Source organism: Streptomyces sp. NPDC034086, assembly GCF_055575515.1.
In genome coordinates this window covers 360852-380253 of sequence record NZ_JBVISM010000002.1, presented here as the reverse complement: position 1 = coordinate 380253, position 19402 = coordinate 360852, and the positions used below count along the sequence as shown (strand labels likewise).

Here is a 19402-nt window from a genome sequence, read left to right as displayed (position 1 = left end):
CCTCCAGCAAAGAACAGGGGGAAAGGGCGGGCGGACGGAAACCTGATTCCGTCTGCCCGCCCCCGAAGCCCCTAAGTGACGAGGGGTGTTAGTTGCGCTCGACGTTGGCCAGGTCCATGCGGCCCTGGGCGTCGACCTCGACGTTCTTCACGGACTTGGAGTAGGCCGCGGAGGACATGTACGTGAACACCGGGATGTACGGAAGGTCGCGGATGACGATGTCATCGGCCTTCTGGTACAGCTTCAGACCCTCGGCCGCATCGGTGGCCTTGTCGGCCTCCGCCATGACCTTCTCGAACTCGTCGTTACGGTAGTGGCCGTAGTTGGAGCCCTGCTCGATCGCGACCTTCGAGAAGACCGGACGCAGGTAGTTCTCGGCCGCCGGGTAGTCCATGGACCACGCCATGCGGAACGCGCCCTTGTACTTCGACGCCTGGAGGTCGTCCAGCATGTCACCGAACTTGGCGTACGGCTTGGCGGTGACCTCGATGCCGAGGTTCGCCTTCAGCTGGTTGGCGACGGCCTCGATCCACTCCTTGTGGCCGCCGTCGGCGTTGTAGCCGAGCTCGATCTTGTTGCCGGGGACACCGCCGGCCTTGTCGAAGAGCTCCTTGGCCTTGGTCGGGTTGTACTGGCCGAACTCGCCCAGCGCGCCCTTGCGGTAGCCCGGGATGATGGGGCTGATGAAGTCGTCGGCCGGCTTGCGGGTGCCGTTGAAGATGGTCTTCGTCAGCGTGTCCCGGTCGATGGCCATGGAGATGGCCTGACGGATCTCCAGCTTGCCGAACGCCTCGGGGTTCGTCTCGAGCGGGAGGCCGAGGTAGCCGACGGCCGACTCGGGCTTGTAGATGTAGCGGTCGCCGAACTCCTGCGAGACGGTGGCCATCGCGGAGATCGGGAGCTTGTCGACGATCTGGATGTTGTCGGCGCGCAGGTCGTTGTACGCCGTGTCCATGTTGTCGTAGATCTTGAAGGTGACGTTCGCGAGCTTCGCGCGGCCCTCGGCCGGGTACTTCTCGAAGCGCTTGACCTTGATCTGCTTGTTGTGCTCCCAGGAACCGTCCATCTGGAAGGGTCCGTTGCCGATCGGGTTGTCACCGAACTTCTTCAGGTCGGTGGTCTCGAAGGCCTTCGGCAGCGGGTAGAAGGCGTTGTAGCCCAGCATGGTCTTGAACTGGGAGAACGGCTCCTTCAGCGTGACGGTGAAGGTGTTCTCGTCAACGATCTTGAGGCCCTTGAGCTCCGTGGCGGTGGGCTTCTTGCCCTTGCCCGGCGCGAGCTCGTCGGAGCCCTCGATCTTGGAGAAGAACGGGAGGCCCTCGGCCGCGTTCTCCTGGTTGGCGCCCCAGTTCCAGGCACGGACGAAGGACTGGGCGTCGACCTTCTCACCGTTGTGGAAGGTGCGGCCCTGCTTGACCTTGATGGTCCAGGTCTTCGAGTCCGTGGTCTCGATGGACTCGGCGGCGTCGAGCTTCGGCTCGTTGGTCTTGGTGTCGTAGTCGACCAGACCGTCGAAGAGCGCGTTGAGGACCTCGGCGCCCTCGGACTCGGCCGTGTTCTGACCGACCAGCTCGTGCTGCGGCTCGCCGAGCACAACCGTGATGCTGCCGCCCTTGCCACCGGCGTCGTTGCTACCGGTGCTGCAGGCCGTCGCGGCCATGGCCACGATCACGGCACCCGCGACCCACTTGGCGCTCGTTGCTCCGCGCATGGGTATTTGCCTCCTCAGGAGTCACTGTCGATTCGTGAAGGACCCGGTTCCCGCTGACACCCCTGACAGCGAAATCCGGTCCCATCGTGTGTGCTCGTGAGTCGACGCTCCCCACAGCGTGTGACCCATTGACCCGAGCTCAATGGAGCCATCCTCAGGGACTGCCAGGCCGTAAACCACACTTAAGTGGTCTCGTTTTCACAACATCACCGCAGGGCCAAAACCCGAAATCCGGACAAACGGATAGGAGACAGACACGTGCGAAACGGACGGTTAGCTCATCATCCGGAGCGTCACGGTCGGTATGCGGACATCAGAACGCAATAATCCGTTTGACAAACGCGAACGGCCCCTCCCCGCACCGGTCCGGTGGGGGGAGGGGCCGCTGTCGGCCGTACTGCTTTCGGCCAGAGTCCGACTCGCGTACTACTTGGCGGACTTGGCGCGCGACGCGGTGCGCGAGCGCTCCTTCTGGTCGAGGACGACCTTGCGGATGCGCACGGCCTCCGGGGTCACCTCGACGCACTCGTCGTCGCGGCAGAACTCCAGGGACTGCTCCAGGGAGAGCTTGCGCGGCGGGATCACGTTCTCCGTGTTGTCCGCCGAAGCCGCACGCATGTTGGTGAGCTTCTTCTCCTTGGTGATGTTCACGTCCATGTCGTCGGAGCGCGAGTTCTCGCCGACGATCATGCCCTCGTACACCTCGGTGCCGGGCTCGGTGAACAGGACGCCGCGCTCCTGCAGGTTGATCATCGCGAACGGCGTGACCGCACCGGCGCGGTCGGCGACCAGCGAACCGTTGTTACGGGTGACCAGCGGGCCGAACCACGGCTCGTGGCCCTCGTGGATCGAGTGGGCGATGCCCGTACCGCGGGTGTTGGTCAGGAACTCCGTACGGAAGCCGATGAGGCCGCGCGACGGGACGACGAACTCCATGCGGACCCAGCCGGAGCCGTGGTTCGACATGTTGTCCATGCGGCCCTTGCGGACGCCCATGAGCTGCGTGACCGCGCCCATGTGCTCCTCGGGCACGTCGATGGTCATGCGCTCGACCGGCTCGTGCACCTTGCCGTCGATCTCCTGCGTGACGACCTGCGGCTTGCCGATGGTCAGCTCGAAGCCCTCGCGGCGCATCTGCTCGACCAGGATGGCGAGCGCGAGCTCACCACGCCCCTGGACCTCCCAGGCGTCCGGACGCTCGGTGTCCAGGACGCGCAGCGAGACGTTGCCGATCAGCTCGCGGTCGAGGCGGTCCTTGACCTGGCGGGCGGTGACCTTGCGGTCCTTGACCGCGGACTTCGCGTCCGCGCCCTTGCCCGTGCCGCCGCGGCCGACCATCGGGGAGGTGTTCGTGCCGATGGTCATGGAGATCGCCGGCTCGTCGACCGAGATCAGCGGAAGCGCGATCGGGTTCTCCGGGTCGGCGAGGGTCTCGCCGATCATGATGTCGGGGATGCCGGCGACGGCGCAGATGTCACCGGGACCGGCGACCTCGGCGGGCTTGCGGGTGAGCGCCTCGGTCATCATCAGCTCGGTGATGCGGACGTTGGAGATCGTCCCGTCGCGCTTGATCCAGGCCACGGTCTGGCCCTTGCGCAGCTCGCCCTGCTCGACGCGCAGCAGTGCGATGCGGCCGAGGAAGTTGTCGGCGTCCAGGTTGGTGACGTGGGCCTGGAGGGGGGCCTCCTCGTCGTACACCGGGGCCGGGACGTGCTCCAGGATGGTGGAGAAGAACGGCTCCAGGTTGTCGCTGTCCGCGGGGACGGTGCCGTCCTCCGGCTTGGTCAGCGAGGCGACGCCGTCACGGCCGCAGGCGTAGACGATCGGGAACTCGATCTGGTCCTCGTCGGCGTCCAGGTCCAGGAAGAGGTCGTACGTCTCGTTGACGACCTCGTCGATCCGGGAGTCCGGGCGGTCCGTCTTGTTGATGCAGAGGATGACGGGCATCCGGGCCTGGAGGGCCTTGCGGAGCACGAAGCGGGTCTGGGGCAGCGGACCCTCGGAGGCGTCCACCAGCAGGACGACGGCGTCCACCATCGACAGACCGCGCTCGACCTCGCCACCGAAGTCGGCGTGGCCGGGGGTGTCGATGATGTTGATCGTGATCGGGGCCCCACCGTCCTTGGGGTGGTACTTCACCGCCGTGTTCTTGGCGAGGATCGTGATGCCCTTCTCACGCTCCAGGTCGTTCGAGTCCATCATGCGGTCGTCGAGCTGCTGGTGGGCGGCGAAGGCACCGGCCTGCTTGAGCATGGCATCGACGATGGTCGTCTTTCCATGGTCGACGTGGGCGACGATGGCGACGTTACGGATGTCGTGGCGCGTGGGCACTTCGGCGCTTCTCCCGGGATCGTGGATGGCGACGCGTACGGTCCGGCACGCGCGCCTCGACCGGGCGGAAAACCTGCCACGGCCTTACCCCATGGTACGTCGAATGGCGGGAACCGCCCGCCGGGGGCTGTCAAGGGGCCGGACGACTGAGGACGGCCGGGCTCGGGGTGGGGGGTCCCGGCTGTCGGTGGGGCCAGTGTTCGTGCGGGTCAATGGGTGTGGGCACGACCTTGCCCGCCGGGAATCCGGCGGGCAAGGAAATTGAGTCACTTCTGAGCTTGCCGCTCCGGGGTCAACCTGACAGGCCCCGTTTTTTCACCACTTCTTCTCCCCCGCGCCTCCCGCCGGGACTACTTCTTCTTCTCCTTCCCGGCGTCCTCGGCCCGCGGCGGCTTCTTCCAGCCGATGTCCTGGTAGCGGGGCGTCCCGAGACCGAAGGCGCCCGCGTTGACCAGGCCCGGCTTGACGGCGACCAGCTCGGGGCGCTGGTAGAGCGGGATGGAGCCGGCCGCCGCCCAGATCCGGGCGTCCGCCTTGCGCATCAGCTCGCGGGCCCGGTTCTCGTCCAGCTCGCCGGCCGCCTGGTCGAAGAGCTGGTCGATGTGGTCGGTGCCGACCCTGGTGTAGTTCTGCTCGACGAGGAGCGAGCCGTCCGCGGCCGGCTCCGGCTTGGCGAAGATGGGCCGGGCGTCGGTGGCCGGGAAGGCCGTCGCGGGCCAGGAGTAGAGGGCCAGGTCGTACTGGCCCGAGGCGATGTGGTCCTTGAAGAAGCTCTCGTCGGCGACCTTCTTGATCTCGGTGCCGATGCCGACCTTCTGGAGCATCTGGGCGATCCGCTCGCCGACCGAGCGCAGGGCCTCCGAGCCGGGGCCCGACGGGAGGACGAAGCGCAGGCTGAGCGCCTTGCCGTCCTTGGCGAGCAGCGAGCCGGAGGTGCGGGCGGCCTGCTTGGCGGGCACGGGGGCCGGGCTGGCGGCGGGACCCTTGCCGCCCTCGTCCGCGGCCGGGGCGGCCTTGGCGTCGTCGCCCTCCGCGGGGCCCTTGCCGTCGTCACCCGCGGCCGGGGCCGCCTTCGCCGCCGCGAGGGCCTCCGCCTGGGCGAGGAGCGCCTCCTCCTGCTGCGCGGCGAGGGAGGCCGGGGCCAGGGCCGGCGAGGGCAGGCCCGTGCGGCCGAAGGCGGCGAGCCCGTCGGCCGGGTCCGCCCCGAAGCCGTGCGGGGAGCCCTCCGGCAGGACGCGCAGCCCCGCCGCGGGGGCGCCGGGCAGGCCCGGGCGGATGCCCAGGCCGGCGGTGGCGGAGCGCAGGTCGCCGTTGCGTCCGTCGTCGTCGCCCACGATGTAGAGGCCGTCGTCGCCGGTGCCGTCACCGGGAGCGGGCTTCGCCCCCGCCGGGGTCTTGGAGTCGTCCTGCTCGCCCCCGGCGCTCTCGGCCCCCGCCTTCGCCCCGGCCGGCTCGTTCAGCTTGCCGCCCCTGCGCCAGCCCGCGTCCGCGAGCAGGGCCTGGGCCGCCTGGGTGTCCTGGCCGCCGAGGGCCTGGCTGTTGTCGGCGTACGCCTGCTGGCCGGCCAGCGCCAGGTGGCTGCCGACCGGCTTGGCGGGCAGTCCCAGGGGCTTGAGGACCGTCTCGGCCAGCGTCCTGCGGTCCAGGGCGCGGGCGACCGCCCGGCGGACCCGCTCGTCGGACAGCGGGCCGGAGGCCCCGTTCATGGCCAGCTGCGTGTAGGCGGGCTCCAGGGACTTGCGGACGGTGAAGCGGCGCAGGGCCGCCTGCTCCTCGGCGTACTTCTTGACGGCCGCGGCCTTCTGCTGCCGGGCCTCCTGTTCCTCCCTGGCCCGGTCCTCGTCGGCGCCGTGGGCCAGTGCCCAGGAGAGGGTGGCCTGCGCGGGGGTGAGGGAGGCGGCCGGGCCGTGCGTACCGTCCACGCGTCCGGCGTCCCGGTGCGCGAGGGCGATGCGGTCCGCGCCCGCGCGGTCGATCTCGCCCAGGTCGATCTTCCCGGCGGCCAGCGCGGCCGGGCGGCCCGCCCGGGGCACGGCCGTCAGGACGAGCGTGTCCAGCTTGGCGGGACGGCCCCACCAGCGGGGGTTGCGGGTGAGGGCGGCGGTGCCGGTCTTCTTGTCGACGGTCCCCAGTCCGAAGGGCCCGGCGGTGACCTTCAGGGCGTTGCGGGCGCCCTCGTTGAAGGCCTCGGGGGTGCCCATGACCTGCTTGGGGTAGAGCGGGCTGAACAGGGAGCGCCAGTCGCCGTACGGCCTGGCGAAGGTGACCCTGACCTCCAGGTCGTTCTTGCCGCGCTCGATCTTCTCGATCCGGTCGTAGCCGGCGTTGCGGGCGGTCCAGTACGCCGAGTCCTTGCCGTTCAGGGCCCGCCACTGGGCGACGAAGTCGGCGGCCCCGATCTCGCGCCCGTCGCTCCACACCGCCTGCTGGTTCAGCTTGTACAGGACGACCTGCTTGGGCTCGCGCTCGACGACCTCGGCCTTCTCCAGGTAGTCGGGATCGGCCACCGGCCGGCCCTTGGCGTCCAGGGTGAACAGGTGGGGCAGGACCGCGCCGGCGATCCGGTGGGTGGCGGCGTCGGCGTCGGCCTGGAAGGTGTTCAGGGTCTGCGGCAGGGAGTCCACGGCCCAGCGCAGCACACCGCCGTCGGCGACCTGCTCGCGGGCGGTCGCCGCGATGTCCGGCCCGGCGGCGGCCGGGCCGCCCTCGTCCTCGCCCGCCCCGCACCCCGCGAGGAGCGGCAGTGCGAGGACTCCCGAGGTGAGGAGCGCCAAGGACCTGCGCCTTCTCTGGGTCATGGGTGGTACCTCCGGGGCGGGGCGCGAGGGCCGTGAAAAAGGGTCTTGATCACGTTCGGCGGTATATGGAGCTGATCACACCGGTGTGGAAACCCACTGAAATCGACCACCGCCCGCGGGGATCGCAGGGGCCGCTCGCCACGCCGCGAACCCCACCCGTGCGGACCAATCCGGCTTGCGCCCGCGGCCGCGGGCCCCGGCCCGGGGGCCGCCGCCGGGCGCGGCGGCCAGGCGCGCGGTCCCTCGTTCGAGGGATGAAAATAGGGGCAGGGAGGGGCGCACGGTTTGCGCCTGCGCGCCCGGAATCGCTGCACGTCCCTTCACAACCGGGGACGGGAGGCGCGACACTCGCAGGCGCCCGTGAGCGTTGCCACCGCACCCTGCGGAAGTGAGGGCAAGTCATGTCCCTGCAAGACGATCTGACCGCCGTACGGCGCAACCTCGACCAGCTGGTCCGCTCGGTGGAGCAGCTGGAGAAGGACGTCGCCCGGCAGGTGCCGGCCGCCGGCTCCCGGCCGCCGGAGAACTCCGGGATGGTGACCATCCCGGACACCCCGTACGACAACGCGCTGTGGACGGACACCGACGACGAGGGGCTCGGCGCCCGCGACCGCCGCGCCCCCTAGCCACCGGGCCGTCCAGGCGTCCAGCCGTCCAGGCGTCCAGCCGTCCCGTCCGGACGTTCATCAGGCCGGCCGTTCACCCGGCCGGCCGTCCGGCGCACGGCATCCCCATCTGGCCCGGCCGCCGCGGCGGCCGGGCCTCCTGGGCCACCCCCCGTCCACTCCACCCGGAGTTCCCCTTGGCCACAGGCACGGAACCACCCCAGCAACGGCCCGGCGGGGTCCACGGCCCCTCCCGGGCCGCGATCGCGGCCCGGCACCTGCGCACCGACCGGTGGTGGCTGTCGCCCGCCGGCACCGCGGCCGGGCTGCTCGCCTTCATCGCGTACTCGACCTGGCGGGCCTTCGCCAACGACCACTACTACGCGGCCCCGTACGTCTCCCCGTTCTACTCGCCCTGCCTGGCGGAGAACTGCCGGCCGATGCGGGACGGCCCGAACCTCGACCTGTTCGGCAGCTGGTGGGGGCTGTCGCCCGCCCTGCTGATCCTGGTCTTCCCGCTCGGCTTCCGGCTGACCTGCTACTACTACCGCAAGGCCTACTACCGGGGCTTCTGGGCCTCGCCGCCCGCCTGCGCCGTCGCCGAGCCGCACGCCGCGTACACCGGTGAGACCCGCTTCCCGCTGGTCCTGCAGAACCTGCACCGGTACTTCTTCTACGCGGCGGTGCCGGTGGCGGGCATCCTCACGTACGACACCGTGCTGACCTTCCGCGACGAGCACTACGCGTGGGGCCACATGGGGCTGGGCACCCTGGTCTTCCTCGCCAACATCGTGCTGATCTGGGCCTACACCCTCTCCTGCCACTCCTGCCGGCACATCGTGGGCGGCCGCCTCAGGCACTTCTCGAAGCATCCGGTGCGCTACCGGCTGTGGGGCTGGGTCAGCCGGCTCAACGCCCGCCACATGCAGCTCGCCTGGGCCTCCCTGATCAGCGTGGCCCTGTGCGACTTCTACGTGTACCTGCTGGCCAGCGGCACCATCACCGACCCGAGGATCTTCTGAGATGGCTCAAGTGGAACGGCAGCAGTGGGACGTGGTCGTGGTCGGCGCGGGCGGTGCCGGGCTGCGGGCCGCGATCGAGGCCCGCGAGCGCGGCGCCCGCACGGCCGTGATCTGCAAGTCCCTCTTCGGCAAGGCCCACACGGTGATGGCGGAGGGCGGGATCGCCGCCTCCATGGGCAACGTCAACGAGGGCGACAACTGGCAGGTCCACTTCCGCGACACCATGCGCGGCGGGAAGTTCCTCAACCAGTGGCGGATGGCCGAGCTGCACGCCAAGGAGGCCCCGGACCGGGTGTGGGAGCTGGAGACCTGGGGCGCGCTCTTCGACCGCACCCCCGACGGCCGGATCTCCCAGCGCAACTTCGGCGGGCACGAGTACCCGCGCCTCGCGCACGTCGGCGACCGGACCGGCCTGGAGCTGATCCGCACCCTCCAGCAGAAGATCGTCGCCCTCCAGCAGGAGGACTTCCAGGAGTACGGGGACTACGAGGCCCGCCTGAAGGTCTTCCAGGAGTGCACGGTCACCAGGGTCCTCACGACCGGGTCCGGCAGCGGCTCCGCCGCGGACTCCCGCGTCTCGGGGACCTTCTGCTACGAGCGCGAGTCCGGCCGCTTCTTCGTCCTGGAGGCCCCGGCGGTGGTGCTGGCCACCGGCGGGATCGGCAAGTCCTTCAAGACCACCTCCAACTCCTGGGAGTACACCGGCGACGGACACGCGCTGGCCCTGCTCGCCGGCGCCCCGCTGCTGAACATGGAGTTCGTGCAGTTCCACCCCACGGGCATGGTCTGGCCGCCCTCGGTGAAGGGGATCCTCGTCACGGAGTCCGTGCGCGGCGACGGCGGGGTGCTGCGCGACTCCGAGGGCCGGCGGTTCATGTTCGACTACGTCCCCGACGTCTTCAAGGACAAGTACGCCGAGTCGGAGGAGGAGGGCGACCGCTGGTACGAGGACCCGGACCACAACCGCCGTCCTCCCGAACTGCTGCCCCGCGACGAAGTGGCCCGCGCCATCAACGCGGAGGTCAAGGCCGGCCGCGGTTCCCCGCACGGCGGGGTGTTCCTCGACGTGTCCACCCGGATGCCGGCGGAGAAGATCAAACGCCGGCTGCCGTCCATGTACCACCAGTTCAAGGAGCTGGCGGACGTGGACATCACCGCCGAGCCCATGGAGGTCGGCCCGACCTGCCACTACGTGATGGGCGGCATCGCGGTCGACTCCGACACCGCCGCCACGGTCGGCGTACCGGGGCTGTTCGCCGCCGGCGAGGTGGCGGGCGGCATGCACGGCTCGAACCGGCTCGGCGGCAACTCCCTCTCCGACCTGCTGGTCTTCGGCCGGCGGGCCGGGCTGCACGCGGCCCGGTACGCGGCCGCCCCGGGCCGGCGGCCCGAGGTGTCCCAGGCGCAGATCGACGCGGCGGCCGCAGAGGCGCTGGCCCCCTTCCACGCGGACGAGGGCGCGGAGAACCCGTACACCCTCCACCAGGAGCTCCAGACGACGATGAACGATCTGGTCGGCATCATCCGCCGGGCGGGCGAGATGGCCGAGGCACTGGAGCGGCTGGCGGTCCTGCGCGTACGGGCGGCCCGCGCCGGGGTCGAGGGGCACCGGCAGTTCAACCCGGGCTGGCACCTGGCGCTGGACCTGCGCAACATGCTGCTGGTCAGCGAGTGCGTGGCCCGCGCCGCCCTGGAGCGCACCGAGAGCCGGGGCGGGCACACCCGCGAGGACTGCCCGGCGATGGAGCGGCAGTGGCGTCCGGTGAACCTGCTGTGCCGCCCGGTCGATCCGGCCCCCGCCGATCCCGCCGCGGCGCGGATCGCGCTGGAGCGGGTCCGTACCGAGCCGATCCGGCCCGACCTGCTCGCGCTCTTCGAGAAGGAAGAGCTGGCCAAGTACCTCGCCGAAGAGGAGCTCTACGGGTGACCACATACGACGCACGCTTCCGGGTCTGGCGGGGCGACGCGGAGGGCGGGGAACTGCGGGACTTCACGGTCGAGGTGCACGACGGCGAGGTGGTGCTGGACATCGTGCACCGGCTCCAGGCGACGCAGGCGTCCGACCTCGCGGTCCGCTGGAACTGCAAGGCGGGCAAGTGCGGCTCGTGCAGCGCGGAGATCAACGGCCGGCCGCGGCTGATGTGCATGACGCGGATGTCCGTCTTCGAGCGGGACGAGACGGTCACGATCACCCCGCTGCGCGCCTTCCCGGTGATCCGCGACCTGGTCACGGACGTGTCCTTCAACTACGCCAAGGCCCGGGAGGTGCCGGCCTTCGTGCCCCCGCCGGGGGTGGCGGCGGGCGACTACCGCATGCGGCAGGTGGACGTGGAGCGCTCGCAGGAGTTCCGCAAGTGCATCGAGTGCTTCCTGTGCCAGGACACCTGCCACGTGGTGCGCGACCACGAGGAGAACAAGGCGGCCTTCGCCGGCCCGCGCTTCCTGATGCGGGTCGCGGAACTGGACATGCACCCGCTGGACGCGGCCGAGGGCGCCGGCCTGGACCGCAAGCGCACCGCCCAGGAGGAACACGGGCTGGGCTACTGCAACATCACCAAGTGCTGCACGGAGGTCTGCCCCGAGGGCATCAAGATCACCGACAACGCCCTGATCCCGTTGAAGGAGCGGGCCGTGGACCGCGCGTACGACCCCCTGGTGTGGCTGGGGAACAAGATCCGGCGCCGCCCGGACCCCCGCTAGCCCGCACGCCGGGGCGGCGGCCGGCGCGGCGCTGCGGGTGCGGCGGCCGGGGCGGCGCTCCGGGTGCGGGGGCGCCGCCGGCGCCCTAACGTCCCCCCTGTGCACCCCCCGAGACGCGGGACGCTCCCCCGCACCCCCACCCCCGGGCTGCTCCTCGCCGCCGCCCTGCTCGCGCTCGCGCTCGGCGGGCTCGGGCTGGCCGGCGCGGGGCCGGCCCGCGCCGAGGACCCCGTCACGCTGTCGCGGCAGGGCCAGGTCACCGACCGCGTCGGCGCCCTCGGGGACCGCGCCCCCGCCGTGACGGCGGCCCTCGACCGGCTCTACGCCGACCGCCGGATCCAGCTCTTCGTCACGTACGTGCACGACTTCTCCGACCGGTCCCCCCAGAGCTGGGCCGACGCCACCGCCCGCAAGAACGGCCTGGGCCGGGACGACGTCCTGCTCGCGGTGGCGACCGGCAGCCGCCAGTACGCCCATTCGGCCGATGTGGACTCCGGTTTCACCCAGGAGCAGCTCGACGCCGTCGCCCGTACCGCCGTCGAACCGGCACTGCGCCAGAACGACTGGGCGGGCGCCGCGATCGGCGCGGCGAACGGCTACGACGCCGTGCTGGGCGGGCGGCCCGTCCCCGTGCCCGCGATCACCCCCGGGGCGGCCGACCCCGGCGGCGGGACCGGCGGGGGCGGCGGGGCCGGGGACTTCGTGCTGCCGGTGGTCGCCGTCGGCGCGGCCGGGGCGCTCGGGGTGTACGCGTACCGGCGCCGCGGGAAGCGCGGCGGGCCGGGCAGGGGCACCACCACCGGTCACGCCGGCTGGGACGGCGCCCGGGCCGCGCCGGCCCCGCTGCCCGAGCTCGACGCCCGGGCGAGGACCCTGCTGGTGGAGACGGACGACGCCGTCCGCACCAGCACCGAGGAACTGGGTTTCGCCACGGCCCAGTTCGGCGATGACGCGGTCGGCCCCTTCACCGAGGCGGTGCGGTACGCGGGGAACGAGCTGACGCACGCCTTCCGGCTGCGCCAGCAGCTGGACGACGCCTACCCGGAGGACGAGGCCACCCGGCGCCGGATGCTGGAGGAGATCGTCTCCCGCTGCGCGGAGGCGAACCGCAGGCTCGACGCCGAGTCGGCCGGCTTCGACCGGCTGCGGGACCTGGAGAGGAACGCTCCGCAGGCCCTCGCCACGGTGGAGGCGCACCTCCGGGCGCTGAGCGGCCGTACGGCCACCGCCGGGGCGACCCTGACCGCGCTGACGGGACGGTACGCGGACTCCGCGTCCGCGCCGGTGGCCGGCAACCCCGTACGGGCCGAGGACCGGCTCCTCTTCGCGGAGACCAGTCTCGGCGAGGCGCGGGCGGCCCTGGCCGCCGGGGACAACGGCCGGGCCGCCGTGCACGTCCGGGCCGCCGAGGGCGCGGTGGACCAGGCCGCGACCCTGGTGGACGCGGTCGAGCGGCGGGCGCGGGAGCTGGCGGAGGCGGCCGGGAAGCTGCCGGGCGCCCTCACCGAGACGGAGACGGACCTCGCCGACGCGCGCGGCCTGCTCACCGGTGCCGCGGCGGGCTCCCCGACGGGCGACCTGCGCGGCCGGATCGGCCGGGCGGAGTCCGTACTGGCGGACGTGCGCCGGGAGCAGGCGGCGGGCCGGTACGACCCGATCGACGCCCTGCGCCGGGTCGAGGAGGCGGACGCGGCCCTCGACGGGGCCCTGGCGGGGGCGCGGGAGCAGGAGTCGGGACGGCGGCGCGCGGCGGCGCTGCTGGACCAGGCCCAGCTGTCGGCCCGCAGCGCGATCGGCGCGGCGACGGACTACGTGACCACCAGCCGGGGCGCGGTCGGCAGCCAGGCCCGGACCCGGCTGGCGGAGGCGCAGCGGCACCTGGAGCGGTCGGTGTCGCTGGCCGGCCGGGACCCGGCGGGCGCGCTGGCGGAGGCGCAGCGGGCGGATTCCCTCGCCCGGGAGGCGCAGCGGCTGGCGGAGCAGGACGTGGGGGCGTACCGGAACCCGTACGCGGGTCAGCGCGGCCGGGGCGGTGCCGTGCTCGGCGGGATCATCCTCGGCGAGATCCTCCGGGGCGGGGGCGGCCGGGGCGGCTTCGGCGGAGGCGGCTTCGGCGGCTTCGGCGGAGGCGGAGGAGGCGGCGGGGCGTTCGGCGGGGGGCCCGGCTCCTACGGGGGCGGCGGCACCCGCGGCCGCATGGGCGGCGGCGGCCGCTTCTGAACGACGAGGCACCAGACCCCACCAGAAAGGGACCCCCATGGGCAAGCAGACCGTCCTCGGCCGTGTCACCCAGCTCGCGAAGGCCAACATCAACGCGCTGCTGGACCAGGCGGAGGACCCGCGGAAGATGCTCGACCAGCTGATCCGCGACTACGCGAACAACATCGCGGAGGCCGAGCAGGCGGTGGCGACGACCATCGGCAACCTGCGGATGCTGGAGGCCGACCACAAGGAGGACGTGGACGCGGCCGCCGAGTGGGGCGGCAAGGCCCTCGCGGCCAGTCGCAAGGCGGACGAGCTGCGCGCCTCGGGCGCGGCGGCGGACGCGGACCGGTTCGACAACCTGGCGAAGGTGGCCCTGGGCCGGCAGCTGCGGTCGGAGAAGGAGGCGGCGACGGCGGAGCCGGTGATCGCCGCCCAGACGGAGGTGGTGGACCGGCTGCGGGAGGGCCTGGCCTCGATGAAGGACAAGCTGACGGAGCTCCAGGCCAAGCGGGACGAGCTGGTGGCGCGGGCGAGGACGGCGCGGGCGCAGAACACGATGCTGGACGCGGTCAAGAGCATCGACGTGCTGGACCCGACGAGCGACCTGAGCCGCTTCGAGGAGAAGGTCCGGCGGGAGGAGGCGATGGCCATGGGCAAGTCGGAGCTGGCGGCCTCCTCCCTGGACGCGCAGTTCGAGTCGCTGGAGGACCTCGGCAGGGCCGCGGAGGTCGAGGCCCGCCTGGCCGCCCTGAAGTCCCGGGCGGCCTGAGCCCGGGCGGCGGCCCCGCCCGGCCCGCTCATCCGTACATGCTCAGCAGCTGTTCCGCGGACAGTTCGGTGACCGCCTCTCCCGGTGCTCCGCCCGGCATGGGGAGGGGCAGCTCGAACCACACGGTCTTGCCCCGGTGGGTGCGGCGGGTGCCCCAGCCGGCCGAGAGCAGGCCGACGAGCTGGAGGCCGCGGCCGCCCTCGTCGGTGTCCCGGGCGCGGCGGCGCCTCGGCTGGGCGAGGTTGCCGTCCCAGACCTCGCACACCAGGGTCCGGTCCAGCAGCAGCCGCAGCCGGATGTCCCCCTCCCCGTACCGCAGGGCGTTGGTGACGAGTTCGCTGACGAGCAGTTCCGTGGTGTCGAGCAGGCCTTCCAGGCCCCATGCGGGAAGCTTCGCCCGCGCCAGTTCCCGGGCCTTGCCCACCGAGCGCGCCTCGCGGGGCAGCTGCCAGTCGCCGACGGCGTCGACGGGCAGCCCCTGGACCCGCGCCATCAGCAGGGCGATGTCGTCCTCGCCGTGCCCGGTGTGGAGGGTGTTCAGGACGTGGTCGCAGACCTCCTCCAGCGGGCGGGACGGATCGGCGACCGCCCCGCGCAGGCCGCGCAGGCCCTCTTCGAGCGGGTGGTCGCGGGACTCGACCAGCCCGTCGGTGTAGAGGGCGAGCAGCGCGCCTTCGGGGAGTTCCACCTCGACCTCCTCGAAGGGTTCGCCGCCCACCCCGAGCGGCATCCCGGTCGGGATCTCCAGCAGCAGCCCGGGGGGCGGGGCGGCGCCGTCCTCGGCGGGTTCGACGAGGACGGGCGGCATGTGGCCGGCGTTGGCGATGGTGCAGCGCCGGGTGACCGGGTCGTAGACGGCGTACACGCAGGTGGCGAGGTACACCTCGGAGCGGTCGGCGTCGCGGGAGTGGAGGGCGGCGCGGGAGGCCTGCTGGGCGCCGCCGGGGGCGCCGAGGCCGCGGGCGACCTCGTCGAGGGCGGTGAGCACCTCGGCGGGTTCCAGGTCCAGCAGCGCGAGGGTGCGTACGGCGGTCCGCAGCTCGCCCATGGCGACGGCGGCGCGCAGGCCGCGGCCCATGACGTCGCCGACGACCAGGGCGGTGCGGTGTCCGGGCAGTTCGATGACGTCGAACCAGTCGCCGCCGACCTCGGTGGCGGCGTTGCCCGGGAGGTAGCGGCAGGCGATGTCGAGGCCGGCCGCCTCCGGGTCGCCGGGGGGCAGCAGGCTGCGCTGGAGGATCAGCGCCCGCTCGTGCTCCCGCCGGTAGAGGCGGGCGTTGTCGATGCACACGGCGGCCCGCGCGGCCAGTTCCACGGCGACGGCCCGGTCGCGTTCGCCGAAGGGTTCGCTGCCCTTCGTCCGGGAGAACTGGGCGAGGCCGACGACGGTGTCGTGGGCGACCATCGGGACGATCAGCGTGGACTGGACGAGGGCGTCCGGGTCGACGCCGGAGACCAGCCGGGGCCGTGCCGTGCGCAGGGCGAGCGCTCCGGGGGAGGCGGCCGGGTAGCGGTGCGTCTCCCCCACGGAAACCAGTGCGCCGGGTCCCGACAGCGGGGCGTCGGACACGGCGGAGGCGAAGGCCACCCGCCGCAGCGGTGCGGAGGGGGCGCGGCCGGCCCCCTGCCCGGGCAGGGAGGGGACGCCGGGGCCCTGGGGGCGGGCGGGCCGGTCGTCGTCGCCGAGGAGCAGTCCCTGGTAGAGGTCGACGGCGGCCAGGTCGCAGAAGCCGGGGACGGTGACGTCGAGCAGTTCCCGGGCGGTGGTCTCCAGGTCGAGGGAGTTGCCGATGCGGTGCCCGGCCTCGTTGAGGAGGGCGAGGTTGCGGCGGACCCCGGCGGCCTCGCGGGCGGCGAGGTGGCGGCGGGTGACGTCGGTGCCGAGGCCGGCGATGCCGATGGGGCGGCCGGCGCCGTCGTGCACCCGGTAGAGGTTGATGGACCAGTGGCGGTCGTCGCGGCTGCGGGGCGTGGCTCCGGTGATCCGCAGGTCGGTGACGGACTCGCCGGTCTCCAGGACCCGGCGCAGGGCTTCGGCCATCCGGTCGGCCTCGCGGGGCGGCAGGTAGTCGTGCACCGTGCGGCCGCGGTGCTCCTCGGCCGCTCCGCCGAAGACGGTCGCGAAGCGGCGGTTGGCGCGCTGCACGGTGAGGTCGGTGCCGAAGAGCAGGAACCCGAAGGGGGATTGGCCGAATATGGCCTGTGAAGCGGCGAGGTCGGATTCGATGCGCCGGAGCGCGCGCACGTCCACGACGACGCACAGCGCGGCGCGCTCGGCGCTCTCGGTCTGGGTCGGCATCACGTAGATCTCGGCCACGCCGTGCGCGCCGTCCCCGCCGGGGATCCGGAAGGGGATCAGGCCGGTCCACTCCTTGCCGTCGAGGATCTCGGCGACCTTGCGGTGGCCGCCTTCGCGCAGTTCGGGCGGCATGAAGGCCTCGACCGGGTCGCGGCCGACCGCCTGGGCCGCACGCAGCCCGAACAGTTCCTCGGCGCGCAGGCTCCACTGGTCGATGAGCCCGTCAGGGCCGATCGAGAAGGAAGCCACCTTGATGTGGTCGTATATCGAGCCAGGCGGACTGCTGTGCCACAGGGAGTCGCGCAAGGGCTCCCCGGGCACGCGGGCCTGATGTGTCTGCGCAGGTATCTCGCTCACGCGACCGTCCCCTCCAGCTCACCGCAACCGGACCGGCCATGACCGAAGTATTCAGCACCACGGCCCCGTACGGCACGGCGTTCACGATCACAAAAGGGTCCCGTTGTTTTCCGGCCACGTCCGGTGGTCTCCCCAGACGCCGCCCGGGAGACCCACTGCCACCCTTCTCCTTGTTACTCACCAGGAAGAGCCAACTCGAACCACACGGTCTTGCCCGTTTTCCCGTGCCGGGTTCCCCAGCGGCGCGCGGAGACGGCGACGAGGTGCAGGCCGCGCCCTCCCTCGTCGTCCGGCTGCGCGAGGCGCTCGCGGGGCGGATCCGGAAGCGGATCCGAGACTTCCACGAGGAGGGCCGGGCCGCCGCCGTGGCCGGGGGCGGCCGGATCGCGGCGCACCAGGCGCACCCCGATGGGGCCGGAGGCGTAGCGCAGGGAGTTGGTCACCAGCTCACTGACCAGCAGGACGGTCACATCGCCGACGGCGTCCAGGCCCCAGGAGCGCAGGGTCCCGCGCACGGCGTGGCGTGCGGTGCGGACGGCACCGGGCTCGGCGGGAAAGGCCCACTCGGCGCATTCACCGTCTGTGTCCATCACGCCGATCACTTCCCGGGCCACCAGCGACCCCAGTCAGGTTCGTCGGGGACGAAAGGGGGACGAGATAGGGACTAATAGCGACATACCCGATATTTGGGGCGCCGTACCACCGGATCCCCCGCGCACCGGCGCACTGTGGCGCGGACGGCCTAGAGCGGCAGCCTCACGCGCCCCGGTGCGCCCCGCCGTGCGACTCGGTGCCCACCGCGCCGCCCGCTCCGGCGCGCAGCCGGCGGCCGGCCTCCTCGACGAAGGGCCGGTCCTGGTCGAGCCAGTCCACCGAGTCCAGCTCGTGCGGGGCGAGCCAGCGCAGCTCGTCGTGGTCCTCCAGCGGGGCGGGCTCCCCCGAGACCAGCCGGGCGGTCCACACGTGCAGGACCAGGCCGGGCCTCACCGGCCACTCCCCCGGGATCCGCTCCACGGCCTCGGTCTCGACGCCGAGTTCCTCGCGCAGTTCGCGCACCAGCGCCTCGGGCACCGTCTCCCCCGGTTCGGCCTTGCCGCCCGGGAGTTCCCACCGGCCGGCCAGCTCGGGCGGCGCGCTGCGGCGGGCGGCCAGCAGGCGTCCGTCATGACAGAGGGCTCCGCCCACGACCACGCGTACAGTCATGGACGGAGCCTATGCCAGCGCCTCCGGCCGGTTCAGCCGGTGGTGGCGGTCTGGCTTTCCTGTCCGATCCGCTCGACCCAGTAGAGCTGCTTGGGTCCCCGGTCGTCGAGGCTGTCGACGACCTTCTGGGCCTCGGCCCGGGTGGGATAGCGGCCCACCCGGTAGCGGTTGCCGTTGTCGTCCTGACGTATGACCAGCCATGGAAGCAGGGCACCGCTGTCGGTCATCGCGCTCCACCCTCCGCCGCCGTACCTGCCCAGGAAACCGCATTGCGCATATGCCGGAGCTTACGCCCGACCTTTACTGAGCGGATACGGTTTTTCACGAAGAGGTACCCGGGGGGCGTACGCATCCGGCCAGGCGTACGAGCGGGCCGTGCGCGCCGGTCCGCGCCCGGCGCACGGGGCGGACCCGCGCGTGACGACGCGGAAGCCGTCCGCCGTGCCGCCGGGGGGCGGATCGAACAAGGGTCCGGGGCGCGCCCCGGACCCTTGCGATACGACCGAAAACCCGGCCCGTGCCCCGTTACCGGACGGGCAGGTGGTACGAGAGGCGGTAACGGTCGGCGGGGACGACCACGTCCGCGGTCTCCACCGCGCGGCCCGAGGCGAAGTACGTACGGTTCACCACCAGCACCACGTGTCCCGGGACCCCGCCCAGCAACGTGATCTCCTCGGCCAGTCCGGGCCTGGCCCCGACCTCCTCGACCACGTTGTCCACGACCACGTCGATGGCGGCCATCCGGTCCACCACCCCCGAGCCCCCCAGGGGCCCTTCCTCCGGCAGCATCACCGGGGTCCGGCCGGTCACCGCGAGGGGCTCCCAGGAGGTGGAGAGCATCATGGCCTCCCCCGCGTCACGGAAGACGTACCGGGTGCGCATCACCCGGTCACCCGGCTCGATGCCCAGCCGCTCGGCGATCCGCTCCGGCGCGGGCGTCTGCTCGCTGTGGGAGTCCCACGTGCCGCGCGCGCCCGCCTCGGCCTGCTCCTGGCGGAAGGGCGTCGACCCCCCGGCCGACCGGTAGCCGGAGCGGGCGACCCGGCGCGGCACGGGCTGCTCGCGGACGTACGTACCGGACCCGGAGCGGCCCTCGACCAGGCCCTCCGCCATCAGGACCTTGCGCGCCTCCAGCGCCACGGTATCGGAGACCCCGTACTCCTCGCGGATCCGGGCCTGGGAAGGGAGCCGGGCGTGCGGGGGCAGGGACCCATTGACGATCTTCTGTCGCAGATCCCCGGCGACGCGGAGATAGGCCGGCTGCTCACCGAAAGTCACGAGCCACTCCCATCAGGTTGACAGACAGCCACACCCTGGCAACCGACGGTTGAGCAGCGCAAGCACGGGCCAGAGTTTCACCCGATGTGATGAACGCAGGTCACTCAAACCCCTTACCGCGCGT

General features: G+C 72.3%; 14 protein-coding genes. 6 read left to right on the top strand and 8 right to left on the bottom strand.

Going from position 1 to position 19402, the window contains the following annotated elements; translation table 11 throughout:
- Positions 1–88: 88 nt before the first annotated feature.
- The 3 genes from ACZ514_RS07120 to ACZ514_RS07110 form a co-directional block, all read right to left on the bottom strand.
- Positions 89–1711: a peptide ABC transporter substrate-binding protein gene (locus ACZ514_RS07120; protein ID WP_468169548.1), complete on the bottom strand. Its 1623-nt coding sequence runs from the start codon at positions 1709–1711 to the stop codon at positions 89–91.
- 426 nt (positions 1712–2137) lie between these two features.
- On the bottom strand, positions 2138–4042 hold the full coding sequence (gene typA / locus ACZ514_RS07115; protein ID WP_388934096.1) for a translational GTPase TypA: 1905 nt from the start codon (positions 4040–4042) through the stop codon (positions 2138–2140).
- Between the two features lie 350 nt (positions 4043–4392).
- The gene (locus ACZ514_RS07110) at positions 4393–6840 is read right to left on the bottom strand and encodes an ABC transporter family substrate-binding protein (RefSeq protein ID WP_469124301.1); all 2448 of its coding nucleotides are present in this window, start codon (positions 6838–6840) and stop codon (positions 4393–4395) included.
- A gap of 401 nt (positions 6841–7241) precedes the next feature.
- Between ACZ514_RS07110 and ACZ514_RS07105 the strand changes: the two genes are divergently transcribed.
- The 6 genes from ACZ514_RS07105 (at position 7242) to ACZ514_RS07080 (ending at position 14141) form a co-directional block, all read left to right on the top strand.
- The gene (locus ACZ514_RS07105) at positions 7242–7466 is read left to right on the top strand and encodes a hypothetical protein (RefSeq protein WP_468169554.1); all 225 of its coding nucleotides are present in this window, start codon (positions 7242–7244) and stop codon (positions 7464–7466) included.
- Positions 7467–7642: 176 nt separating this feature from the next.
- Positions 7643–8467 (top strand): hypothetical protein, encoded by an 825-nt coding sequence (locus ACZ514_RS07100; protein ID WP_468169557.1) that lies wholly within the window; start codon positions 7643–7645, stop codon positions 8465–8467.
- A 1-nt stretch (position 8468) separates the two neighbouring features.
- Positions 8469–10394 carry a fumarate reductase/succinate dehydrogenase flavoprotein subunit gene (locus tag ACZ514_RS07095; protein ID WP_468696339.1) on the top strand — a complete coding sequence of 642 codons (1926 nt, stop codon included), beginning with the start codon at positions 8469–8471 and terminating at the stop codon, positions 10392–10394.
- Complete coding sequence (locus ACZ514_RS07090) at positions 10391–11167, top strand: succinate dehydrogenase/fumarate reductase iron-sulfur subunit (RefSeq protein ID WP_468169563.1); 777 nt, start codon at positions 10391–10393, stop codon at positions 11165–11167. Before ACZ514_RS07095 ends, ACZ514_RS07090 begins: the two co-directional genes overlap by 4 nt.
- A 99-nt stretch (positions 11168–11266) precedes the next feature.
- Positions 11267–13387, top strand: a complete 2121-nt coding sequence (locus tag ACZ514_RS07085) for a TPM domain-containing protein (protein ID WP_469124300.1) — start codon at positions 11267–11269, stop codon at positions 13385–13387.
- Positions 13388–13424: 37 nt separating this feature from the next.
- A complete protein-coding gene (locus ACZ514_RS07080) occupies positions 13425–14141 on the top strand; it encodes a PspA/IM30 family protein (protein WP_468169569.1) in 717 nt (238 codons plus the stop codon).
- A gap of 28 nt (positions 14142–14169) precedes the next feature.
- On the opposite strand, the gene ACZ514_RS07075 is transcribed toward ACZ514_RS07080, so the two are convergent.
- From ACZ514_RS07075 to ACZ514_RS07055, 5 genes are all read right to left on the bottom strand, one after another.
- On the bottom strand, positions 14170–16788 hold the full coding sequence (locus ACZ514_RS07075; RefSeq protein WP_468170135.1) for a SpoIIE family protein phosphatase: 2619 nt from the start codon (positions 16786–16788) through the stop codon (positions 14170–14172).
- A 182-nt stretch (positions 16789–16970) separates the two neighbouring features.
- Positions 16971–17399 (bottom strand): ATP-binding protein, encoded by a 429-nt coding sequence (locus ACZ514_RS07070; RefSeq protein ID WP_468170138.1) that lies wholly within the window; start codon positions 17397–17399, stop codon positions 16971–16973.
- Positions 17400–17553: 154 nt separating this feature from the next.
- Positions 17554–18000: a (deoxy)nucleoside triphosphate pyrophosphohydrolase gene (locus tag ACZ514_RS07065; RefSeq protein WP_468169572.1), complete on the bottom strand. Its 447-nt coding sequence runs from the start codon at positions 17998–18000 to the stop codon at positions 17554–17556.
- A 32-nt stretch (positions 18001–18032) separates the two neighbouring features.
- Positions 18033–18227: an SPOR domain-containing protein gene (locus ACZ514_RS07060; RefSeq protein WP_468169575.1), complete on the bottom strand. Its 195-nt coding sequence runs from the start codon at positions 18225–18227 to the stop codon at positions 18033–18035.
- Positions 18228–18525: 298 nt separating this feature from the next.
- The gene (locus ACZ514_RS07055; RefSeq protein ID WP_469124299.1) at positions 18526–19278 is read right to left on the bottom strand and encodes a GntR family transcriptional regulator; all 753 of its coding nucleotides are present in this window, start codon (positions 19276–19278) and stop codon (positions 18526–18528) included.
- Positions 19279–19402: the final 124 nt, after the last annotated feature.